The sequence below is a fragment of the Actinoplanes sp. CA-131856 genome (genome assembly GCF_050956135.1).
In the GTDB taxonomy this organism is placed as follows: Bacteria; Actinomycetota; Actinomycetes; order Mycobacteriales; family Micromonosporaceae; genus Actinoplanes.
The window spans coordinates 118668-137686 of the sequence record NZ_CP191849.1 but is presented as its reverse complement, the minus strand read 5'-3'; the positions used below and the strand labels follow the sequence as shown (position 1 = coordinate 137686).

The following is a 19019-nucleotide window of genomic DNA, read 5'->3' as shown; positions in this document are numbered from 1 at the left end:
AGTGTTACTGACGAGTAGGTAGTCCGCTCATCCCGAAAGGTCCACCGATGACTGATTTCAACCCTGAGTCGCTCGCCTCGATCGGCCCGAAGGAGTTCGCTCAGCTCGTCAAGTCGACGCCGGACTCGAAAATTGCTGAGGTCATGGCGGGCGAGAACCGCACCAAGATCCTCGACGAGGTCTTCAACCGGATGCCCACGCTGTTCCGCCCGGAGAAGGCCGGCAGCACCTCGGCCGTGATCCACTGGGTCATCACGGGCGGCGCCGGCGGCGCGAGCGACACCTACGAGACCGTAATCGAGAACGGCGCCTGCACGGTCACCAACCAGCCGGTCCGCGACCCCAAGCTGACGATGACCATGGACGCCGTCACGTTCCTCAAGGTCGTCTCGGGTGACGGCAACCCGATGATGCTCTTCATGACCGGCAAGGTGAAGGCCAAGGGCGACCTGGGCCTGGCCGCCAACGTGGCCAAGCTCTTCGACATCCCGAAGGCTTAAATACGCTTCTCGACGGCGCCCAGGGCGATATCGGTCCGGTACTGGGCGCCGTCCAGGCGCACGCCATCGACCAGGGCGTACGCCGCGTCGCGAGCCGAGGCGAGGTCGCCGCCGACGGCGGTCACGCTCAGCACCCGGCCCCCGGCCGAGATCAGCGCGCCGTCCTCGCGGCGGGCCGTGCCGGCGTGGATCACCCCGGGCACCTCGGCGCCCTCGATGACGTCGCCCGTGCGCGGCGTGGCCGGATAGTTCTTGCTGGCCACCACGACCGTGATCGCGGCGCCCTCGCGCCAGCGCAGCGGCGGCAGCTCGGCCAGCGTGCCGGTCGCGGCCGCGTTGAGCAGGCCACCCAGCGGCGTCTCGAGCAGGGCCAGCACGACCTGGGTCTCCGGGTCGCCGAACCGCGCGTTGAACTCGATCACCTTGGGTCCGTCGGGAGTGAGCGCGAGTCCGACGTAGAGCAGACCGGCGAACGGCGTGCCCCGGCGGCGCATCTCGGCCAGCGTCGGCTCGACCGTCTCGCGCAGCACCCGGTCCACCAGATCGTCCGGCGCCCAGTCCAGCGGGGCGTACGCGCCCATGCCACCGGTGTTGGGTCCCTCGTCGCCGTCGGCCAGCCGCTTGAAGTCCTGTGCCGGCATCAGCGGCACGGCGGCGGTGCCGTCGGTGACCACGAAGAGTGAGACCTCGGGGCCGGACAGGTACTGCTCGATCACGACCGTGCCGCAGTCGGCGGCGTGCCGCTCGGCGACCTCGCGGTCCTCGGTCACCACGACGCCCTTGCCGGCGGCGAGACCGTCGTTCTTCACGACGTACGGGGCGCCGAACTCGTCGAGCGCGTGTGCCACCTCGGCGGCGGTCGTGCAGGCGTACGACCCCGCGGTGGGAACACCGGCCGCGGCCATGACGTCCTTGGCGAAGGCCTTCGAGCCCTCCAGCCGCGCGGCGGCCGCGCTCGGGCCGAAACAGGCGATGCCCTTGGCGCGGACCGCGTCGGCCACGCCGGCCACCAGCGGCGCCTCGGGACCGACCACGACGAGATCGGCGGCCAGCTCGACCGCGAGGGCGGCCACCGCGGCCGGATCGGTCGCCTTGACGTCGTGCAGCTCGGCGACCTGGGCGATGCCCGGGTTGCCGGGGGCCGCGGCCAGGAAGTCGACGGACGGGTCGGCGGCGAGGCCGAGGGCGAGGGCATGTTCGCGGCCGCCGGAGCCGATCAGAAGTACGCGCACGGGCGCCGATCCTACCGGCGGTCTCCTTCCCCACGTCGCACAGCGGGGCTGTCGCGTAAACTTCGGCAGTACCCGGACCTCTGCCAGGTACGACCTGTTCTACGGAAGGCGTCACGCAAGTGCCGGTGATCGTGTTGGTCGGAGCCCAATGGGGCGACGAGGGCAAGGGCAAGGCCACTGACCTGCTGGGCGACCGGCTCGACTACGTGGTGAAGTTCAACGGCGGCAACAACGCCGGCCACACCGTGGTGATCGAGGGTGAGAAATACGCCCTCCACCTGCTGCCCAGCGGCATCCTGACCCCGGGCGTGATCCCGGTGATCGGCAACGGCGTCGTGGTCGACCTGGCCGTCCTCTTCCAGGAGATCGACGGGCTCGAGGCGCGCGGCGTCGACACGTCGCGGCTGCGCATCAGCGCGAACGCGCACGTCATCCCGTCGTACAACCGCTCGATGGACAAGGTCGCCGAGCGTTTCCTCGGCTCGCGCCGCATCGGCACGACCGGCCGCGGCATCGGCCCGACCTACGCCGACAAGATGAACCGCGTCGGCGTCCGCGTGCAGGACCTGTTCGACGAGTCGATCCTGCGACAGAAGGTCGAGGCCGCGCTCTCCTTCAAGAACCAGGTGCTCAGCAAGATCTACAACCGTCAGGCGGTCAAGCCGGACGACGTGGTCAAGGAGCTGCTGTCCTACGTCGACCGTCTCCGGCCGTACGTCGGTGACACCGCCCTCGAGCTCTCGGAGGCGCTCGACGAGGGCAAGGTCGTGCTCTGCGAGGCCGGCCAGGCCACCCTGCTCGACGTCGACCACGGCACCTATCCGTTCGTGACCAGCTCGAACGCGACCGCCGGAGGTGCCTGCACCGGTTCCGGCATCCCGCCCACCCGCATCGACCGCGTGGTGGCCGTGCTCAAGGCGTTCACCTCGCGCGTCGGCGAGGGCCCGTTCCCGACCGAGCTGCACGACAAGTTCGGTGACCACCTGCGCGAGGTCGGCCACGAGTACGGCACGACCACCGGCCGCCCGCGCCGCATCGGCTGGCTCGACCTGGTGATGGCCCGCTACGCGCAGCGGATCAACGGGGTCACCGACTTCGTGCTGACCAAGTTGGACAACTACGACGACCTGGACGAGATTCCGGTCTGTGTGGCGTACGAGGTCAACGGCGTCCGCCACGACGAGATGCCGATCAGCCAGTCCGACTTCCACCACGCGGTCCCGATCTACGAGACGCTGCCCGGCTGGAAGCAGGACATCTCCGGCTGCCGCACCTTCGCCGACCTGCCCAAGGACGCGCAGCGCTTCGTCGAGTTCGTCGAGGAGCGCGTCCGCGCCCGCATCTCGGTGGTCGGCGTCGGCCCGGGCCGCGAAGAGGTCATCGAGCGTCACTCGGTGCTGAGCGAGGCCTGATGTACGACGTCATTCTGCTCAGCCTCGCCGAGGGCGCACCCGCCGCGGGCGCCGGCGCGTGCGGTTCCGAGTGCGGCGGCTGCGGCGTGCTCGAGAAGGAAGCCTGCGACACCCCGCGCGTGCCGGTGCGTGAGTGCGCCGACGCCCTGAAGGCCGGCGGCGCCCTGGTCGAGATGGTCACGGCCCACTCCGACGCCGAGATCGACGAGGTGATCGCGCGTCTCGACGGCCCCACCCGGGCCGACGGCCTGACCTGGCCCGCCGCCGAGTCCAAGGTCCGGCTGGTGGTGGCTTCGGCCACGGACGGCCAGTTGCGGGCCGTCGTCCGCCGGTTGGTACGCCGGTACGCGCCACCGCCGAGCAAGCGGCCGGCCGACCTGGCCGCCGACCGCACGGTGCCGGACCTTCCGCCGATCGCGATCCTGCCGCTCGACGTGGCCAACACCACCGACCTGGCGGCGCAGCTCGGCCTGCCCCGGGTGCCGTCGGCGGTGGCCGAGGCGGTCCTGACCGGCCGGACCCGCCGCCTCGACCTGCTGCGCAACGACGGCGGATCGGTCACGGTGGACGGTGCTCTGGTCGGTGGCGTCGACGACGACGGCCGGGCGCTGCCGTGGCGCGGCCGCATCGAGGTCGACGACGCGGTCCTCTCCGGCGGTGACGACCCCATCCTGGCCTGCGCGATCGGCAACGGCGCGGGCTACGCCGAGTTCGACGGCCTGCGGCTGCTGGCCGAGGGCAACGCCGAGGACGGCACGGTCGAGGTGGCGGTGGCCGTCCCGATGGTCGTCAAGAAGCGTTTCAAGGGCACGAAGATCCGCATCGAGGTCCGCCGGGCCCGCGGCCGGGCGGTCTCGGTGCTGCCCCGCGACGGCGAGCTCCAGTTCCTCGACGACGGCGTGGCGGGATCGATGAACCGCAAGCGTTCCTGGTGGACGGAGGCCGGGGCCTGGGCGGTGTACGCGGGCTGACCGTCTGTGCGAGTCTGAAAACGCAGGACGAACCGGGGAGGGTGGCATCCGTGGCATCGGTGGAGGACGAAGGCGCTGACCGCGTCTACGCACCCCCGGACAGGGACGTGGAGCCGCTGTGGGAGCCGGAGGAGCTGGAGGCCCCGGTCCACGGCCGCCCGGTCCCGCACGACACCCCGCCGCCCGTGCCCGTGCCGCCCGCCGGCGTCTACCGCCCCGGCGATCGGGTGCCGGTGCCCCCGCCGCCCGCCATTCCGGTCTCGCCGCCGTACGCCGCGGCGGCCCCCCAGCACGGCCAGCCACCGGTCCCGGTGCAGCGGACGAACGGTGTGCCCGCACCCCAGCCGCCGCAGTCCCCAGCACCCCCTTCTCCGCCGCCACCCTCGGCTCCCGTTTCTGGCAGCGGCGCGCTCGACGAGGAAGAGTCCGGTGTGCACACTTCACCGGATTCGCCCTGGTCGCAGCCGCCGCAGAGGCCCACGCCGCCGACTGCTTCCCCGGAGCCGGCGCCCGCGCCGCCCGCCATGGGCTCGGCGTCCGTGCCCCCGCCGCCCGCCCAGCGGGGTGCCGCCGCTCCGGCCCAGGGCCCGCAGGCACCCGATCCTCGGGCGCATGCGACGCCACCGCCGCACCCTCCCGGTCCCTATCCGCCGAGCGTCGATCCGCGAGCGTTCCCGCAGCCGCCGCATCCGCAGATGTACCAGGCCCATCCGCAGGTGCCGCCGCCGGCACACCCGCAGGCGCCGAGCCAGCCGCCCACCGATCCGTTCCAGGACCTTCCGTGGGTCTCGGACGGCACGCCGACCGCCGAGGAGTTCGCCCGGCGCCGGCTGGCCAAGCCGCCCGACCCGATCGCCAAGGTGGGCGTGCGCGGCGCGGTCAACAACATCACCGGCGGGCTGGCCAAGCTCTCACCGGGCCGGCGCGAGGTCGAGCGCAAGCAGGACGTCGAGATGGTCCGCCGCAACTTCGGCGGGCTGCGCCAGGTCACCGTGGTCAACCCCAAGGGCGGCGCCGGCAAGACGGTCGCCGTGCTGCTGCTCGCCATGACCTTCGGCCAGAAACGCGGCGGCTACGTGCTGGCCTGGGACAACAACGAGACCCAGGGCACCCTGGGCATGCGGGCCCAGCAGGACTTCCACGCCCGTACCGTCCGCGACATGATGCGCGACCTGCATCTGTTCCGCGGCGCGCACGGTCGCGTGGGCGACCTGTCGCAGTACGTCCGCGCCCAGGGCGAGGGCATGTTCGACGTGCTCGCCTCGGACGAGTCGGCCACGGCGGGCGAGATGCTCACGGCCGACGCCTTCGCCGAGATCCGTGAGATCGTGAGCCGGTTCTACAAACTGATCTTTGTGGACACCGGTAACAACGTCCGGGCCCAGAACTGGCAGGCCGCCATGGACGCCACCGACCAGCTGGTGATCACCATGTCGGCCCGTAACGACTCGGCCGAGACCGCCGCCCGCATGCTCGACCACCTGGAGCAGAGCGGCCGTCAGCGCCTGGTCCGCCAGGCCATCAGCGTCGTGTCGATGCCGCCCACCCGCAAGGACATCGACCTGCCGGCGATCCAGCGCCACTTCGCCGCCCGCACCCGGGCGGTGCTGCTGGCCCCGTACGAGAAGCTGATCGACTCGGGCGAGCCGCTCCGCTACGGCCAGCTCTCCGGCAACACCCGCGACGCCTGGCTGAAGATCGCCGCCGCGGTGGCCGAGGGCCTCTGACCGGCCGCCATCACGGACGACCGGTCAGAACCGGGTCTCAGGACAGGGCGTCGGCCGCGGCCGGGTCGCTGTCGCGCAGGAACTGGGCGCAGCGGGCGGCCTCGTCGGCCTCGCCGATCTCGGCGGCGGCGATGGACAGGCTGTGCAGGCAGCGCAGGAAGCCCTGGTTGGGCGCGTGCGACCACGGAACCGGGCCGTGGCCCTTCCAGCCGTTGCGGCGCAGCGCGTCGAGGCCGCGGTGATATCCGGTGCGGGCATAGGCGTACGCGGTGACGGGCTCACCGGCGGCCAGCGCGTCGGCGGCCAGGGCGGCCCAGCCGCCGCTGTAGGCGGGGTGGGCGGCGGCCACGGCCTTGTACGCGTCGGCGGTGCCACGCTCGGCGGCCTCGGCCAGGGCCTTGTCGGCTTCGGCGTCGGCCGGCAGCAGGGTCGCCGGCGGCTCGGGAAGGAGGTTCTGCATGCCCTTATTCAACCGGTCCGACCCGTCCTCATTCCTTCCGGGCTCAGTCCCAGGCGTCGGCGAGCCGGTTGAGCCGCGAGGCGTACTCGATCTGGTCCTTCCAGCCCGTGGGCCATGCGTCGATGCCGAGCGCGGCTCCGGCGAACGCCCCGGCCAGGCAGGCGATGGAGTCGGAGTCGCCGGACGACGCCGCGCCCCGCCCGAGCACGGCCACCGGCTCCTCGGGCGAGATCAGGTAGCAGTAGAGGGCCGTCCCCAGCGCCTCCTCGGCGATCCACCCCTCGCCCGTGGCCAGACAGGGGTCACCCGCGAAGTCGCCCGCGGCCAGTGCGACCGCGACCCGGTCGAGCGCCGTCGCCGTCTCGTCCCAGCCGCGCGCGATGAAGTCCTCGGGCGAGACGACACCGGGCTGCTGCCAGAGGTCACCGAGCCACTCCTCGCGGTAGACCCCACGCTGGCTGTCGCACCGCTCACGCAGCGCCCCGAGCAGGTCGGTGGGCGCCATGCCGTCGGCCAGCCACCTCACCGCGTACGCCGTCAGTTCGCTCGCGGCCAGACCGGTGGGATGGCCATGCGTGAGCCCGGCCTGCAGCTGAGCCGCGCCCGCCCGCTGATCGTCGGTCAGGCCGGGCACCAGGCCCACCGGCGTGACCCGCATGTTGGCCCCGCAGCCCTTCGACCCGGTCTGGGTCGCCCGCTGCCACGGTCCACCCTCCCTCAGCGCATCGCAGGCCCGCAGGCAGGTCATGCCGGGCGCGCGGTTGTTGTCGGGGCTGACCGCCCAGTCCAGGAACGCCCGCCGCAGTTCCGGTTCGAGCGCCGCCGCGGTGAAGGCCGGCGCCGCGAGGATCGCCTCGCCGACCGCGAGCCCCATCTGGGTGTCGTCGGTGACCAGGGCCGGATCGCCGGTCAGCTCGCGCGGGCCGCCGGGCCCGTAGGCCGCCACGATCGTGGCGTAGTCCTGGAACTCGGTCGGTTTGCCCAGCGCGTCGCCGTACGCCAGGCCGAAGAGCGATCCCGCTGCGTTTCGCACGGTGGCTACCCTACGGGCATGGTCGGCGATCCCCTTCAGCCCGTCTTCGGCGGCGACGCTCCCTTCGACGCCACGGTCAACGAGATCGAGTCGCGGGCCGAGCTCGACGTCCATCTCGCCAAGAAGTCCCTGGCCGGGCTCGTGATTCTCGGGCTGCGGCTCGATCTGAACCCGCCCGACCTGAGCGAGATCGACGTGCACGGCGCGCTCTTCATCGGCTGCCGGCTGGCCGGCGACGACGTCGAGATCGATCTGATCCGGCGCGGCGCCCACCTGGTGCCGCCGTTCGACGCGCGGCCCTACCCGACCCATCCGGCCAACCTCTACACGCCCGAGGACCTTTCGTTCGGCTTCGCCGAGGGTGGCTTCGCGGGCATGTACGACACGCAGGTGTACGACCATTTCGTCGCCCACGGCGGCGCCTCACCGGACATCCGGGAGGCGATCGCGCAGCGGCTGCACGACGCCGGCATCGACAACGCGCTCGGCAAGGCGCTCGCCGCCTGGGTGCACGGCCGCGGCATCGAGGGCGCGGTCGGGATCATGGGCGGCCACGCGGCGCCCCGCGGATCGCAGGCCTACCGGATGGCGGCGACGCTGGCCTGGCGGCTCGCGTCGCTGGGCCGGCTGGTGGTGACCGGTGGCGGGCCGGGCGTGATGGAGGCGGCCAACCTCGGCGCGTACTTCGCGGCTCGTCCCGCGCCCCAGCTCATGCAGGCGATCGACGTGCTGTCGGACGCGCCGCACTTCGCCGACCACGATCCGTACACGGCGGCCGCTCTCGCCGTCCGCAAGCGGTTCCCGGCACCGCCGAAGGCGGTGGCCGACGTGGTCGGGCGGCTGCGGCACGGTGGCCTGGCCCTGCCCACCTGGTTGTACGGTCATGAGCCGGCCAACCTGTTCGCCGGTCAGATCGGCAAGTACTTCTCGAACGCCGTCCGCGAGGACTCGATCCTGCGGCTCTCGCGCGGCGGCATCGTCTTCGCGCCCGGATGGGCCGGCACCGTCCAGGAGATCTTCCAGGCGGCCACGAAGACCTTCTATCAGACCGACGGGCCGTCGGGCGCGTTCGTCTTCCTCGGCGTCGACCACTGGCGCGAGCTGCCGGTCGAGGCGCTGCTGCGCCCGCTGCTGGCGAAGAGCCCGCACGGCGACCAGTCGCATCTGGTCGTGGTGACCGACTCGCTGGACGTGGCGATGAAGGCGCTCACGCCACGTGCACACGCCGCCAGTTAGTCACCGGGAGATCTTTTTCCGGTACGTCGGTGAGGCCGTTCTCGTCCATCGCGTTGTAGACGGCGAGGCGCGCCTCCTCGAACAGGAACTCGACGGCGTGCAGCACCCGGGGCCGCCACTCGGCGGTCGTCACCAGCTCGATGATGTTGACCGAGCGCAGACGCTGGCCGCGGGCCGCACGCAGGGCCGCGTGCGGGTCGGGGCGCCAGTCGAAGTGCTCGTACCAGTCGATCGGGTTGGTCAGGTCGATCTGATCCCAGGTGATCGCGCACTCATCGAATTTACGATGGGTTATCTCGACTCTCGTCACTCCAAAGTCGAGGATCACCGGGCCGTCCGCGAACCAGCCACGTTCGGCGATGTCCCACATCAGCCAGCTTGATCGCAGTTTCTTGCCGATGAGCCGCACAAACCTGGTCCGGTGAACTGCCGCCAGCGCCTCGGCGTCATGGTGCCATGTGGGCTCATAGCCCTGGATCCCAAGCACGATCATGATCCACCTCCCGGGGGACGACGATCGTATACATACCTCTCAGTAACCTGCCAGAAAGAGAAAACAGCCGGCCCCTCAAGGGGGACCGGCTGTCATCTTTCGATTACTTCGAGAGAGTGGTGCCCACCGAGCGCAGGTGCTCGCACGCCTCGACGACGCGCTTGGCCAGACCGTTCTCGGCCAGCTTGCCCCAGGCGCGCGGGTCGTACGCCTTCTTGTTGCCGACCTCGCCGTCGATCTTCAGAACGCCGTCGTAGTTCGTGAACATGTGGTCGACCACGGGGCGCGTGAACGCGTACTGCGTGTCGGTGTCGATGTTCATCTTGACCACGCCGTAGTCCAGGGCGCCGTGGATCTCCGAGAGCAGCGAGCCCGAGCCGCCGTGGAAGACCAGGTCGAACGGCTTCTCCTTGCCGTACTTGGCGCCGACCGCCTCCTGGATCTCCTTGAGGATCTCGGGGCGCAGCTTGACGTTGCCCGGCTTGTAGACGCCGTGCACGTTGCCGAAGGTCAGGGCCGTCATGTAGCGGCCCTTCTCGCCCAGGCCCAGGGCGGCCGCGGTGGCCAGGCCGTCCTCGACGGTCGAGTAGAGCTTGTCGTCGATCGCGGCCGAGACGCCGTCCTCCTCGCCACCGACCACGCCGACCTCGATCTCGAGGATGATGTGCGCGGCCGCGGCGTCCTTGAGGAGCTCCTCGGCGATCTGGAGGTTCTCGTCGACCGGCACGGCCGAGCCGTCCCACATGTGCGACTGGAAGAGCGGGGCCTGCCCGTTGGCGACGCGCTCCTTGCTGATGGCCAGCAGCGGGCGCACGTACTTGTCGAGCTTGTCCTTGGGGCAGTGGTCGGTGTGCAGCGCGATGTTGATCGGGTAGTTCTTGGCCACCTCGGTCGCGAACTCGGCCAGCGCCACGGCACCGGTGATCATGTTCTTGACCGTCGGACCCGACACGTACTCGGCGCCACCGGTGGAGATCTGGATGATGCCGTCGCTGCCCGCCTCGGCGAAGCCCTGGAGGGCCGCGTTGAGGGTCTGCGAGGACGTCACGTTGATCGCCGGGTACGCGAACGCGCCCGCCTTGGCCCGGTCCAGCATCTCGGCGTAGACCTCGGGAGAAGCGATGGGCATCGGTGCGCTCCTTGCTCTTTGCGTTCGGGAGACAGAGGGCAGGACCGCGCTGTCCTCCAACAGGCAGTATTCCGTAGCCGCTCGCCCGATCAGAAATGACCCCGTAACTCTCCAGAGATTCCGGCACATCCCCGCAATACGCCCATTTAGTCTTCGACCATGCCAATGATCATCGGCCGGGCGGCGGCCGCGCTGCTGCTGGCCGCGCTCCCCGTCACGCCGGCCGCGGCGGCACCGTCCGGGCCCACCGCCGACATCCACCTCACACGGACCACTCTGGCCCCGGGCGGATCCACGAAGTCGGCCATTCTGTGGATGAGCATGAACGGCGTGACCGACGAGAAGTGGCATCACGTGACGCTGTCGGTCGACCAGGCCAAGGCGGCGACGTTCGCGGAACTCGATCTCGAGGTCATCGCCGGCTCGTCGATCCCCGACGCCGATGGGTTTCAGAGCATGCCGGCCGACGGACCGTGCCGCCGCGAGGCCTCGGTCGTCACGTGCGAGTGGGACGACATCTTCGTCTCCGACGAGGAGATCAACGCCATCGGTTACCTGATCGCCAAGCCCACGGCCCGGGCGAAGACCGGCGACAGCGCGGAACTCGAACTGACCGCCCGCGTCGACGACGGCCCGGCCCGGACGACCCAGGCCGTCGTCCGCGTCGGGCAGGCCGTCGATCTCGCGGCCGGCCGCAACGAGGATGTCAGCGCCCGGCCCGGCGGCTCGGCGACGGTGACCCCGATGGTCCGCAACCCCGGCGCCACCGCCGTCGAGGGCGCCGTCATGGTCATGGGCGCCGACTCCCGGCTGCTCGCGCGGACGTCGTACCGCAACTGTCTCTACGGCGAGTTCACGGTCATCTGCCGGTTCGGCAGATCTCTGGAGCCGGGTGCCGGATATCGGCTCTCCGCCCCGATCACGATGCGCCCGCCCGCGGGCTCGGCGGTGGGCAGCGAGGCACAGACCGCCCTCCAATGGGTCACCCCCACCGAGTGGGACGACATCGCCGAGTCCTTACCGGCATTTGTCGTCGGCACGTACGGTTCCGGCGCGCCGCTGGCTCTCGAAGAGGCCGCCTCCGTCCAGTCGGAGCCCCAGTCGGACGTGGACCCGGAGAACGACTCGTCGGTGGTGACGCTGAGAGTCACCGGCGACCGGAAGCCCGACCTCGGCGCCCTCGGCGCGCACCCGAGCGTGGCGGTGGGCGAGGTGGCGGCGACGACGGTCGGCATGGTCTGGCGCGGCCCGGGCCGGCTCCGCCCCGACCTCTATCCGAACAACGCGGTGCCCACCCACGTCCGGCTGCCCGGCAACGTCACGCTCACCGAGGTGGCCGACAACTGTCTGCAGGCCGGCGACGCGGACAGCTTCACCTGCTACAACGATCGCGGGCTGGCGCCCGGGCAGAAGGCGCTGTTCACCTTCGGGGTCGAGCTCGACGAGGCCTGTGGCGCCGCCGGGGCGGTCGAGGTCGGCGACATGCTGCCCCGGCTTCAGGCCGAGCGGGCCGGGAAGGACGACAACCACGCGCCCATCACGGTGACCGCCCCGAACGCCCGCTGTGCCCTGCCGATCACCGGGCCGGGGGTGCCGTGGACGGCCGGCGCGGGGGCCGCGCTCGTCGCGGTGGGGCTGCTCCTGGCCGTACGGCGCCGGCGCCCGGCCGTTTGCGCGCATGCTGTGGGGGAAAGGTGGCCCGGATGACGGCGGAAGGAAGCGCGTGATGACGTACCCAGGAAGCAATGATCTTGAAGCTCCCGAGGCGGACGCGGCGGAACAGGCGACCGACGCCTTCCTCGACGACGACAGCGACGACCCCGCGCCCGCGCTGGGCGACGAGACGCCGGAGTGGGACGCGCAGGAGCAGAGCCGGTCCGTACGACTGGAGGACGAATACCGCTGAATCGATTAATGGTTCGCCCTTGATCGTTTCGGCGGCTCATCATTACGGGCGTGCTGCTCACCGTCACGACCACTCACCGCCCGGCCTCCGACCTCGGATATCTGCTGGTCAAGCACCCCGACAAGGTGCATACGTTCGACGTGCCGACCGGTACGGCGTACGTCATGTACCCCGAGGTGAGTGACGAGCGGTGCACGGCCGCGCTGATGCTGGACGTCGATCCGCGGCGGCTGCGCGCCCAGCGTGACGCCTTCGAGCTGAGCCAGTTCGTCAACGACCGCCCCTACGCGGCCTCCAGCCTGCTCGCCAGCGCCCTCTCCAAGGTCTTCCGCTCGGCCCTGCGCGGCGCCTCCAAGGACCGCCCCGACCTGGCCGCCACGCCGATCCCGCTGGAGATCCGCGTGCCGGTGCTGCGGGGCACGGCCGAGCTGGCCACGCGCCTCTTCGCGCCGCTGGGCTGGGAGGTCGAGGCCACGCCGATCCCGTTCGAGCCGGAGATCGGCGGCGACAGCCGCTACGTCGATCTCGGGCTGCGCGGTTCGCTGACGCTCTCCGCGGCCCTCAATCACCTGTACGTCCTGCTGCCCGTCCTCGACGACGCGAAGCACTACTGGGTCGCGCCCGACGAGATCGAGAAGCTGCTGCGCTCGGGTGAGGGCTGGCTGGCCGGCCATCCCGACAAGGTGCTGATCGCCCGCCGCTACCTGGCGCACAAGCGGGCCCTGACCACCACCGCGCTCCAGTCCCTGGAGGGCGAGGAGGCCGAGGAGCCGCCGGCCGAGGAGGAGGCCGAGCTTCCGGTGGTACGTCGCCGGTCGCTCGCCGAGCAGCGACGGGACGCCGTGCTGGCCGCCCTGACCGAGGTCGGCGCCACGCGCGTGCTCGACCTGGGCTGTGGCGGCGGAGCCCTGCTGGGTGCCCTGATGAAGGACCGGCGCTACACCGAGGTCGTCGGCACCGACGTGTCGTCCCGGGCCCTGGAGATCGCCGCCCGCAAGCTGCGCCTCGACCGCCTGCCCGAGCGGCAGCGCGGCCGTCTCAAGCTGTGGCAGTCGGCGCTGACCTATCGCGACGACCGGCTGCGCGGCTACGACGCGGCGGTGCTGATGGAGGTCATCGAGCATCTCGACGTGCCGCGGCTGCCGGCGCTGGAGGCGAGCGTCTTCGGCCACGCGCATCCGGGCGCCGTCGTCGTGACCACGCCCAATGCCGAGTACAACGTCCACTACGAGGGCCTGACCGGCATGCGTCATTCGGACCATCGCTTCGAGTGGACGCGGGCCGAGTTCCAGGAGTGGGCGACCCGCACCGCTCAGACATACGGATACGACGTGACATTCAGGACAGTCGGCGAGCTCGACGAGACGACCGGCTCCCCCACCCAGCTCGCTCTCTTCACCGTGGAGGTGACCGCATGATCGACATCCCGGAGCTCGCGCTCGTCGCGCTGGTCGGCATCTCCGGCTCGGGCAAGTCGACGTTCGCGCGGACGAACTTCCTCCCCACCCAGGTGCTGTCGTCCGACTTCTTCCGCGGCCTGGTCGCCGACGACGAGAACGACCAGTCGGCCTCGGCCGAGGCCTTCGACGCCCTGCACTACATCGCCGGCAAGCGGCTGGCGGCCGGGCGGCTCACGGTCGTCGACGCCACCAACCTCCAGCCCCACGGCCGGGCCGAGCTGGTCCGGGTGGCCAAGGAGCACGACGTGCTGCCGGTGGCGATCGTCCTCGACGTGCCCGAGGCGCTGGCCTGGGAGCGCACGCAGGCCCGGCCCGACCGCACCTTCGACCGCCGCGTCCTCAGCCGGATGCACCGCGACCTGCGGCGCAGCCTCGGCTCGCTGGCCCGTGAGGGCTTCCGCAAGGTCCACGTGCTGCGCGGTCCGGAGGAGATCGCCGCCACCTCGATCCGCTACGAGAAGCTGTTCAACGACAAGCGCGAGCTCACCGGGCCGTTCGACATCATCGGCGACGTGCACGGCTGCCGGGCCGAGCTCGAGACGCTGCTCGAGCGGCTGGGCTACGCCCTCGTCCGCGACCCCGAGGGCCGCCCGGTCACCGCGGCGCACCCCGAGGGCCGCACCGCCGTCTTCGTGGGCGACCTGGTCGACCGCGGCCCCGACTCGCCGGGCGTTCTGCGTCTGGTGATGGGCATGGTGGCGGACGGCGCGGCGCTGTGCGTGCCCGGCAACCACGAGCAGAAACTGGCCCGCAAGCTCAACGGCCGCAAGGTCCAGCTCACCCACGGCCTGCCCGAGACCCTCGAGCAGCTGTCGGCCGAGCCCGAGGAGTTCGTCGCCGCGGCCAAGACGTTCATCGAGGGCCTGGTCAGCCACTACGTGCTCGACGGCGGCCGGCTGGTGGTCGCGCACGCCGGGCTCAAGGAGGCCTACCAGGGCCGGGCGTCGGGCCGGGTGCGCAGCTTCGCGCTCTACGGCGAGACCACCGGCGAGACCGACGAGTACGGGCTGCCGGTGCGCTACCCGTGGGCCCGCGACTACCGCGGTGCGGCCGCTGTCGTCTACGGCCACACCCCGACCCCGAAACCGGAGTGGATCAACAACACCATCTGCCTCGACACCGGCTGCGTCTTCGGCGGTGCGCTGACCGCGCTGCGCTGGCCGTCACGCGAGCTCGTCGCGGTGCCGGCCGAGCGGGAGCATTACGCGCCCGTACGCCCGCTGGTCGCACCGGGCCGGCCGGACGAGGGACTCGACATCACCGACGTGACCGGGCGGCGTCACCTCGACTACGGCTACGGGCGGGCCACCATCGCCGCCGAGAACGCGGCCGCCGCGCTCGAGGTGATGAGCCGGTTCGCGCTCGACCCGGCGACACTGGTCTGGCTGCCGCCGACCATGGCGCCGTGCTCGACGTCGGAGCTCGACGGATATCTGGAGCATCCGGCGACCGCCCTCGCCGACATGCGCGCCGCCGGTGTGGAGAAGGTCGTGTGCGAGGAGAAGCACATGGGCTCCCGGGCCGTGGTCCGCGTGTCCCGGCTCGGCCAGGGCGACGCGATCTGGACCCGCACCGGACGGCCGTTCTTCGGTCCCGAGCTGGACGGGCCGCTGCTGGACAGGGTGCGGGCCGCCGCGGCCGGGCTCTTCGACGAGCTCGGCCGTGAGTGGCTGCTGCTCGACGCCGAGCTGCTGCCGTGGTCGGCCAAGGCGGGCGGCCTGATCCGGGAGCGGTACGCGGGGGTCGGCGCCGCCGGCCGGGCCGCGCTGCCCGCCGCCCTCGACGTGATCGCCGGCACGGCCGCTCGCGGGCTGGACGTGACCGCGCTGCGCGAGCGGCTGGAGCTGCGGTCGGCCGAGATCGACGGATATTCGGCCGCCTACCGCTCGTACGTGAAGCCGACCGACGGCCTTACCGGCGTCACGCTGGCCCCGTTCGCGGTGCTGGCCGGGGACGGCGTCTCGTACGCCGACCGCGACCACGGCTGGCACCTGAGCCTGGCCGACCGGCTCGTGGCGGCCGATCCGGAGCTGTTCACGCCGACCCGGCGGGTCATCGTCGACCTGGCCGACCCGGCGTCCGAGGCGGAGGCCACCGAGTGGTGGCTGGCGCTGACCGCCGCCGGCGGTGAGGGGATGGTGGTGAAGCCCTGGACCGGTCCGACCGCCACCGAGGCGAAGGGCCGGCTCGTCCAGCCCGGCGTGAAGTGCCGCGGCCGTAAATATCTGCGGATCATCTACGGCCCGGAGTACACCCGGCCCGAGCAGCTCGCCCGCCTGCGCCGCCGCAACCTGGGCCGCAAGCGCAACCTGGCCCTGCGCGAGCACGGTCTGGGCCTGGCCGCCCTCGACCGGCTGGCCGCGGGCGAGCCGTTGTGGCGCGTCCACGAGCTGGTCTTCGCCATCCTGGCCTCGGAGTCGGAGCCCGTCGACCCGCGGCTGTGACCGGCGCCGCCCTGCTCACCTGGCCGTTCGGGCGAGCGGGGCGGTCGTTCGGCCGTTCCACAGGAAGTGGACAGGTTTCACATGGGCGAGTGCCGGTACCCTGGCTCCTCGTGGACATCCGTGCGCTCAGCGAGCAGCTCGCCTTCAATCCGACGGATCCGACGGACCTGATTCACACCCTTGGTCTGTACGGTGTGTGGGCGATCATGTTCGCCGAGACAGGCCTGCTGGTCGGGTTCTTCTTCCCCGGCGACTCGCTTCTCTTCCTGGCCGGCGTGGCCGCCTCGCCCGTGGCCGACTCGATGTTCGGTGACGGCACCCAGCTGTCCTACGCCGGCCTGCTGATCGGTGCGCCGATCTGCGCCATCGTGGGCGCCCAGTTCGGCCACTGGCTCGGCGCCAAGTACGGGCGGCGGATGTTCGACAAACCGGACTCCAAGCTCTTCAAGAAGGAGTACGTCCAGAAGGCGGAGTACTACTTCGAGAAGTTCGGCCCGGCCAAGGCGGTCGTGCTGGCCCGCTTCATCCCGATCGTGCGCACGTTCCTCAACCCGGTGGCGGGCACGCTCGGCATGCCGGCCCGGAAGTTCTTCCTCTGGAACGTGATCGGCGCCATCCTCTGGACCGACGGCATCATCATCATCGGTCACACGCTGGCCCAGCAGATCTACGACGCCGTCGGCGACCACATCGACCGCTACATCCTCCCGGTCGTCGCGGTCATCGTGCTCATCTCGCTGCTGCCGATCTTCATCGAGATCCTGCGCGAGCGCCGCCACAAGAAGAAGAACCCCGACTCCGCCGAGCCCGAGCCGTCGGCCGCCATCGGCGTCGTCGCCGCCGCGAGCATCGCCGGCCTGGTCGACGCCGCCCGCGAGGAGGACGACAACGACGACCGCTACCCGCCGCGGTCGCACCGTCGGAACTGACCGGCACACAGTCCACAAAAGACGCCGCCCCTTCGGGCGGCGTCTTTTCGTTTGCCGGGTGGCCGTATCGGCGTACCGGAAGAACGAAGCCGCCTGGAAGGGAACCAGGCGGCTTCGACGTGCGGAACGGGTGGCGCTGAGCGCCTGAGAGGCGGAGAGCCCGGAGGGCGGCGGGCTCCTGGACGGGACTCGCTGGACGGGTCGGCGGGTCAGACGGAGAGCGCGGTGGATCCGGAGAGGCGGTTCAGGAACTCCTCGGGGCAGTCGCGCAGGTTTTCCAGGCGGCCGGCGGCCAGGGCCCGGTACGTGAGCTGCGCGGCCTCCTCGAGGTTGCGGGCCCGCTTGTGGGCCAGCTCGACCGAATCGCCGAGGACCACGCAGCCGTGCTGGCTCAGGACCAGGCAGTCGGTGCCGTCGGCGGCCATGGCGGCCGTCAACGAGGCCAGCTCGATCGTGCCGGGCATGCGGAACGGCACCGTGGAGACACGCCTCAGGTAGTAGGCGTGGTCGGTGGTGACGATCCGGATGTGCTCGCCCAGAGCGTCGAGCAGCAGAGCGGTCTGCGGATGCAGATGGATGATGGCGTTGACGTCGGGACGGGCCCTGTACAACGCGAGGTGCAACGCCAGCTCGCTGGTCGGCTCGCACTGCGGCGGCGGCATGTTGCCGATCGTCGCGGGTGAGCCGTCCGACACGCGAACGGCGGCGAAGGTGGTCCGGCTGAGACGGCCCAGCCAGGAGCCACTGGCGGTGACCCAGATGGCGTCCTCGTCGGGGATGCGCGCGGACAGGTTGCCACCGGAGCCGGCCACCAGGCCGGCCTGGATGACGTCGAAACCCACGAACGCGAGCTGATCGCGCAGATCGCCGTGGACGTAGTTCACCCGTTACTCCTCGGGTCCTGGGGGTGGACTTGAGGCGGAGAAGGTCTTCGGCCTGGCGTCACGCCCCACGTGATGCCGGTGACGCCAGGCGAGTCCCGAAAGCGGTCAGCGCGCCTTCTTCGTGGCCCGCTTGCGAGGCGGGGTCAGAAGATCGGCGATCGTCGCGATGGCGGTCGGCACGAGACGGTAGTACGCCCACACACCCCGCTTCTCACGCTCGAGCAGGCCGGCCTCCGTGAGGATCCGAAGGTGATGGCTCACCGTCGGCTGAGACAGACCGAGCGGAGCGGTCAGGTCGCACACGCAGGCCTCACCGTCCGTCGCGGACTGGATGAGGCTCAGCAGCCGAAGCCGGGCCGGGTCGGCCAGTGCCTTGAGCACCCCGGCCAGCCGCTCGGCGTCGGCACGTTCAATTGGCTCGCCGGCAAGCGGCGAGATCTGAGGCATTGTCATTTCCGCCAACGCAGTTCCCACGATCTCCATCCTTCCACCAACTGCATCGATTCTCCTGCATGGGTGCAGGAACGAACCGCCTAACTTCGAGGCCGTAAGGCCGACATCGATCGCCGGGTCGGTCGATCCAGGATGGCCGGTAACCCGAACTCCCGATCAACCTTTACCCCGGCACCGAACTCGGTCTCTGCCTCCTGCAACGCCTCAGCCGCCGTCAGGTCGCTGCCCATCTGTGTCGAGGTCTCGATCCCCGCCCCGGGAGTGAGACGCCCCACATTGTCAATTCGTCGATCCATTTCCGGTGACTGATCCGATTTGAGCGAGGTCCGCACACACCTCGCCGTCGTCATCCCAACACCGTGTGCGATCTCCCGGACCGGGCGGCCGGATGCCGGAAGTTCACGACCCGATGAAAGCACGGCACCACGCTCTGCGACGGGCAATTCAGTGATGAATTTACGCAGGTCGTGGCGTGCTTGCATGTATCGAGCGTACTGGCTGGAACGAAACTGGAACCTTTCGCCCCGGCAGTGCCGAAGGGAACTATTGACGCACAACATTGGGTCTCTCTATAAACAAACCTTACTGTTGGCCAAGTCCCTTTCGCCCCATCCGGAGAACATCGACGCAGCTCAAAGCCCCTATGTCCTGGGTCACAGCGGGCGCGGCCGGCAGATCACCCGGACGAGGTGCTGAGAAGCTCCTGTGAATCGTGCGATCGGACGTTTACCCATGTAGCGAAAAACACCC

At 70.7% G+C, this 19019-nt stretch carries 17 protein-coding genes; 10 read left to right on the top strand and 7 right to left on the bottom strand.

Annotated elements, in window-relative coordinates:
• Positions 1 to 47 precede the first annotated feature (47 nt).
• Positions 48 to 500, top strand: a complete 453-nt coding sequence (locus ACQP2X_RS00645; RefSeq protein ID WP_498693634.1) for an SCP2 sterol-binding domain-containing protein — start codon at positions 48 to 50, stop codon at positions 498 to 500.
• Here ACQP2X_RS00645 and purD read toward each other — a convergent pair.
• Positions 497 to 1732 carry a phosphoribosylamine--glycine ligase gene (gene purD / locus ACQP2X_RS00640; protein WP_498693632.1) on the bottom strand — a complete coding sequence of 412 codons (1236 nt, stop codon included), beginning with the start codon at positions 1730 to 1732 and terminating at the stop codon, positions 497 to 499. The genes ACQP2X_RS00645 and purD overlap by 4 nt on opposite strands.
• A 119-nt stretch (positions 1733 to 1851) precedes the next feature.
• On the opposite strand from purD, the gene ACQP2X_RS00635 reads away from it, so the two are divergent.
• From ACQP2X_RS00635 to ACQP2X_RS00625, 3 genes are read left to right on the top strand one after another with little or no spacing between them, the layout of a single operon-like run.
• Entirely contained in the window at positions 1852 to 3144 is a 1293-nt protein-coding gene (locus ACQP2X_RS00635) for an adenylosuccinate synthase (RefSeq protein WP_097326948.1), read from the top strand.
• Positions 3144 to 4115, top strand: a complete 972-nt coding sequence (locus ACQP2X_RS00630) for a diacylglycerol kinase family protein (RefSeq protein ID WP_498693630.1) — start codon at positions 3144 to 3146, stop codon at positions 4113 to 4115. The genes ACQP2X_RS00635 and ACQP2X_RS00630 overlap by 1 nt, the downstream gene beginning before the upstream one ends.
• Before the next feature lie 59 nt (positions 4116 to 4174).
• Positions 4175 to 5842 (top strand): MinD/ParA family ATP-binding protein, encoded by a 1668-nt coding sequence (locus ACQP2X_RS00625; protein WP_498701348.1) that lies wholly within the window; start codon positions 4175 to 4177, stop codon positions 5840 to 5842.
• A gap of 37 nt (positions 5843 to 5879) precedes the next feature.
• Here ACQP2X_RS00625 and ACQP2X_RS00620 read toward each other — a convergent pair whose 3' ends face one another.
• Both ACQP2X_RS00620 and ACQP2X_RS00615 read right to left on the bottom strand, forming a co-directional pair.
• Complete coding sequence (locus tag ACQP2X_RS00620) at positions 5880 to 6302, bottom strand: DUF3151 domain-containing protein (RefSeq protein ID WP_498693628.1); 423 nt, start codon at positions 6300 to 6302, stop codon at positions 5880 to 5882.
• 43 nt (positions 6303 to 6345) lie between these two features.
• Positions 6346 to 7335: an ADP-ribosylglycohydrolase family protein gene (locus tag ACQP2X_RS00615; protein ID WP_498693627.1), complete on the bottom strand. Its 990-nt coding sequence runs from the start codon at positions 7333 to 7335 to the stop codon at positions 6346 to 6348.
• An 18-nt stretch (positions 7336 to 7353) separates the two neighbouring features.
• On the opposite strand from ACQP2X_RS00615, the gene ACQP2X_RS00610 reads away from it, so the two are divergent.
• Complete coding sequence (locus ACQP2X_RS00610; protein WP_498693626.1) at positions 7354 to 8571, top strand: LOG family protein; 1218 nt, start codon at positions 7354 to 7356, stop codon at positions 8569 to 8571.
• Here the strand turns inward: ACQP2X_RS00610 and ACQP2X_RS00605 are convergent.
• Together ACQP2X_RS00605 and fbaA are read right to left on the bottom strand one after the other, a co-directional pair.
• A complete protein-coding gene (locus ACQP2X_RS00605; RefSeq protein ID WP_498693625.1) occupies positions 8543 to 9064 on the bottom strand; it encodes a hypothetical protein in 522 nt (173 codons plus the stop codon). The two genes, ACQP2X_RS00610 and ACQP2X_RS00605, sit on opposite strands and share 29 nt — an antisense overlap.
• 103 nt (positions 9065 to 9167) lie before the next feature.
• Positions 9168 to 10193 carry a class II fructose-bisphosphate aldolase gene (gene fbaA, locus ACQP2X_RS00600; RefSeq protein WP_498693623.1) on the bottom strand — a complete coding sequence of 342 codons (1026 nt, stop codon included), beginning with the start codon at positions 10191 to 10193 and terminating at the stop codon, positions 9168 to 9170.
• A 159-nt stretch (positions 10194 to 10352) separates the two neighbouring features.
• Between fbaA and ACQP2X_RS00595 the strand changes: the two genes are divergently transcribed.
• From ACQP2X_RS00595 to ACQP2X_RS00575, 5 genes are all read left to right on the top strand, one after another.
• The gene (locus tag ACQP2X_RS00595; protein WP_498693622.1) at positions 10353 to 11900 is read left to right on the top strand and encodes a hypothetical protein; all 1548 of its coding nucleotides are present in this window, start codon (positions 10353 to 10355) and stop codon (positions 11898 to 11900) included.
• Between the two features lie 19 nt (positions 11901 to 11919).
• Positions 11920 to 12099: a hypothetical protein gene (locus tag ACQP2X_RS00590; protein WP_498693621.1), complete on the top strand. Its 180-nt coding sequence runs from the start codon at positions 11920 to 11922 to the stop codon at positions 12097 to 12099.
• 50 nt (positions 12100 to 12149) lie between these two features.
• Positions 12150 to 13517, top strand: coding sequence for a 3' terminal RNA ribose 2'-O-methyltransferase Hen1 (locus ACQP2X_RS00585; RefSeq protein ID WP_498693620.1), 1368 nt, complete (start codon positions 12150 to 12152; stop codon positions 13515 to 13517).
• Positions 13514 to 16003 (top strand): polynucleotide kinase-phosphatase, encoded by a 2490-nt coding sequence (locus tag ACQP2X_RS00580; RefSeq protein WP_498693619.1) that lies wholly within the window; start codon positions 13514 to 13516, stop codon positions 16001 to 16003. Before ACQP2X_RS00585 ends, ACQP2X_RS00580 begins: the two co-directional genes overlap by 4 nt.
• A 110-nt stretch (positions 16004 to 16113) precedes the next feature.
• Positions 16114 to 16932 carry a DedA family protein gene (locus ACQP2X_RS00575; RefSeq protein WP_498693617.1) on the top strand — a complete coding sequence of 273 codons (819 nt, stop codon included), beginning with the start codon at positions 16114 to 16116 and terminating at the stop codon, positions 16930 to 16932.
• A gap of 209 nt (positions 16933 to 17141) precedes the next feature.
• Here the strand turns inward: ACQP2X_RS00575 and ACQP2X_RS00570 are convergent, their stop codons facing one another.
• Together ACQP2X_RS00570 and ACQP2X_RS00565 are read right to left on the bottom strand one after the other, a co-directional pair.
• Positions 17142 to 17816, bottom strand: coding sequence for a class II aldolase/adducin family protein (locus tag ACQP2X_RS00570; RefSeq protein ID WP_498693616.1), 675 nt, complete (start codon positions 17814 to 17816; stop codon positions 17142 to 17144).
• A gap of 105 nt (positions 17817 to 17921) precedes the next feature.
• The gene (locus ACQP2X_RS00565; protein ID WP_014440216.1) at positions 17922 to 18299 is read right to left on the bottom strand and encodes an ArsR/SmtB family transcription factor; all 378 of its coding nucleotides are present in this window, start codon (positions 18297 to 18299) and stop codon (positions 17922 to 17924) included.
• Positions 18300 to 19019: the final 720 nt, after the last annotated feature.

Excerpts from the sequence above, each read along its gene's own strand:
- ACQP2X_RS00605 (WP_498693625.1), bottom strand. The coding sequence starts at position 9,064 with ATGATCGTGCTTGGGATCCAGGGCTATGAGCCCACATGGCACCATGAC.
- ACQP2X_RS00610 (WP_498693626.1), top strand. The coding sequence starts at position 7,354 with ATGGTCGGCGATCCCCTTCAGCCCGTCTTCGGCGGCGACGCTCCCTTC.
- ACQP2X_RS00580 (WP_498693619.1), top strand. The coding sequence starts at position 13,514 with ATGATCGACATCCCGGAGCTCGCGCTCGTCGCGCTGGTCGGCATCTCC.
- ACQP2X_RS00595 (WP_498693622.1), top strand. The coding sequence starts at position 10,353 with ATGCCAATGATCATCGGCCGGGCGGCGGCCGCGCTGCTGCTGGCCGCG.
- ACQP2X_RS00590 (WP_498693621.1), top strand. The coding sequence starts at position 11,920 with ATGACGTACCCAGGAAGCAATGATCTTGAAGCTCCCGAGGCGGACGCG.
- ACQP2X_RS00565 (WP_014440216.1), bottom strand. The coding sequence starts at position 18,299 with ATGGAGATCGTGGGAACTGCGTTGGCGGAAATGACAATGCCTCAGATC.
- fbaA (WP_498693623.1), bottom strand. The coding sequence starts at position 10,193 with ATGCCCATCGCTTCTCCCGAGGTCTACGCCGAGATGCTGGACCGGGCC.
- ACQP2X_RS00645 (WP_498693634.1), top strand. The coding sequence starts at position 48 with ATGACTGATTTCAACCCTGAGTCGCTCGCCTCGATCGGCCCGAAGGAG.
- ACQP2X_RS00630 (WP_498693630.1), top strand. The coding sequence starts at position 3,144 with ATGTACGACGTCATTCTGCTCAGCCTCGCCGAGGGCGCACCCGCCGCG.
- ACQP2X_RS00620 (WP_498693628.1), bottom strand. The coding sequence starts at position 6,302 with ATGCAGAACCTCCTTCCCGAGCCGCCGGCGACCCTGCTGCCGGCCGAC.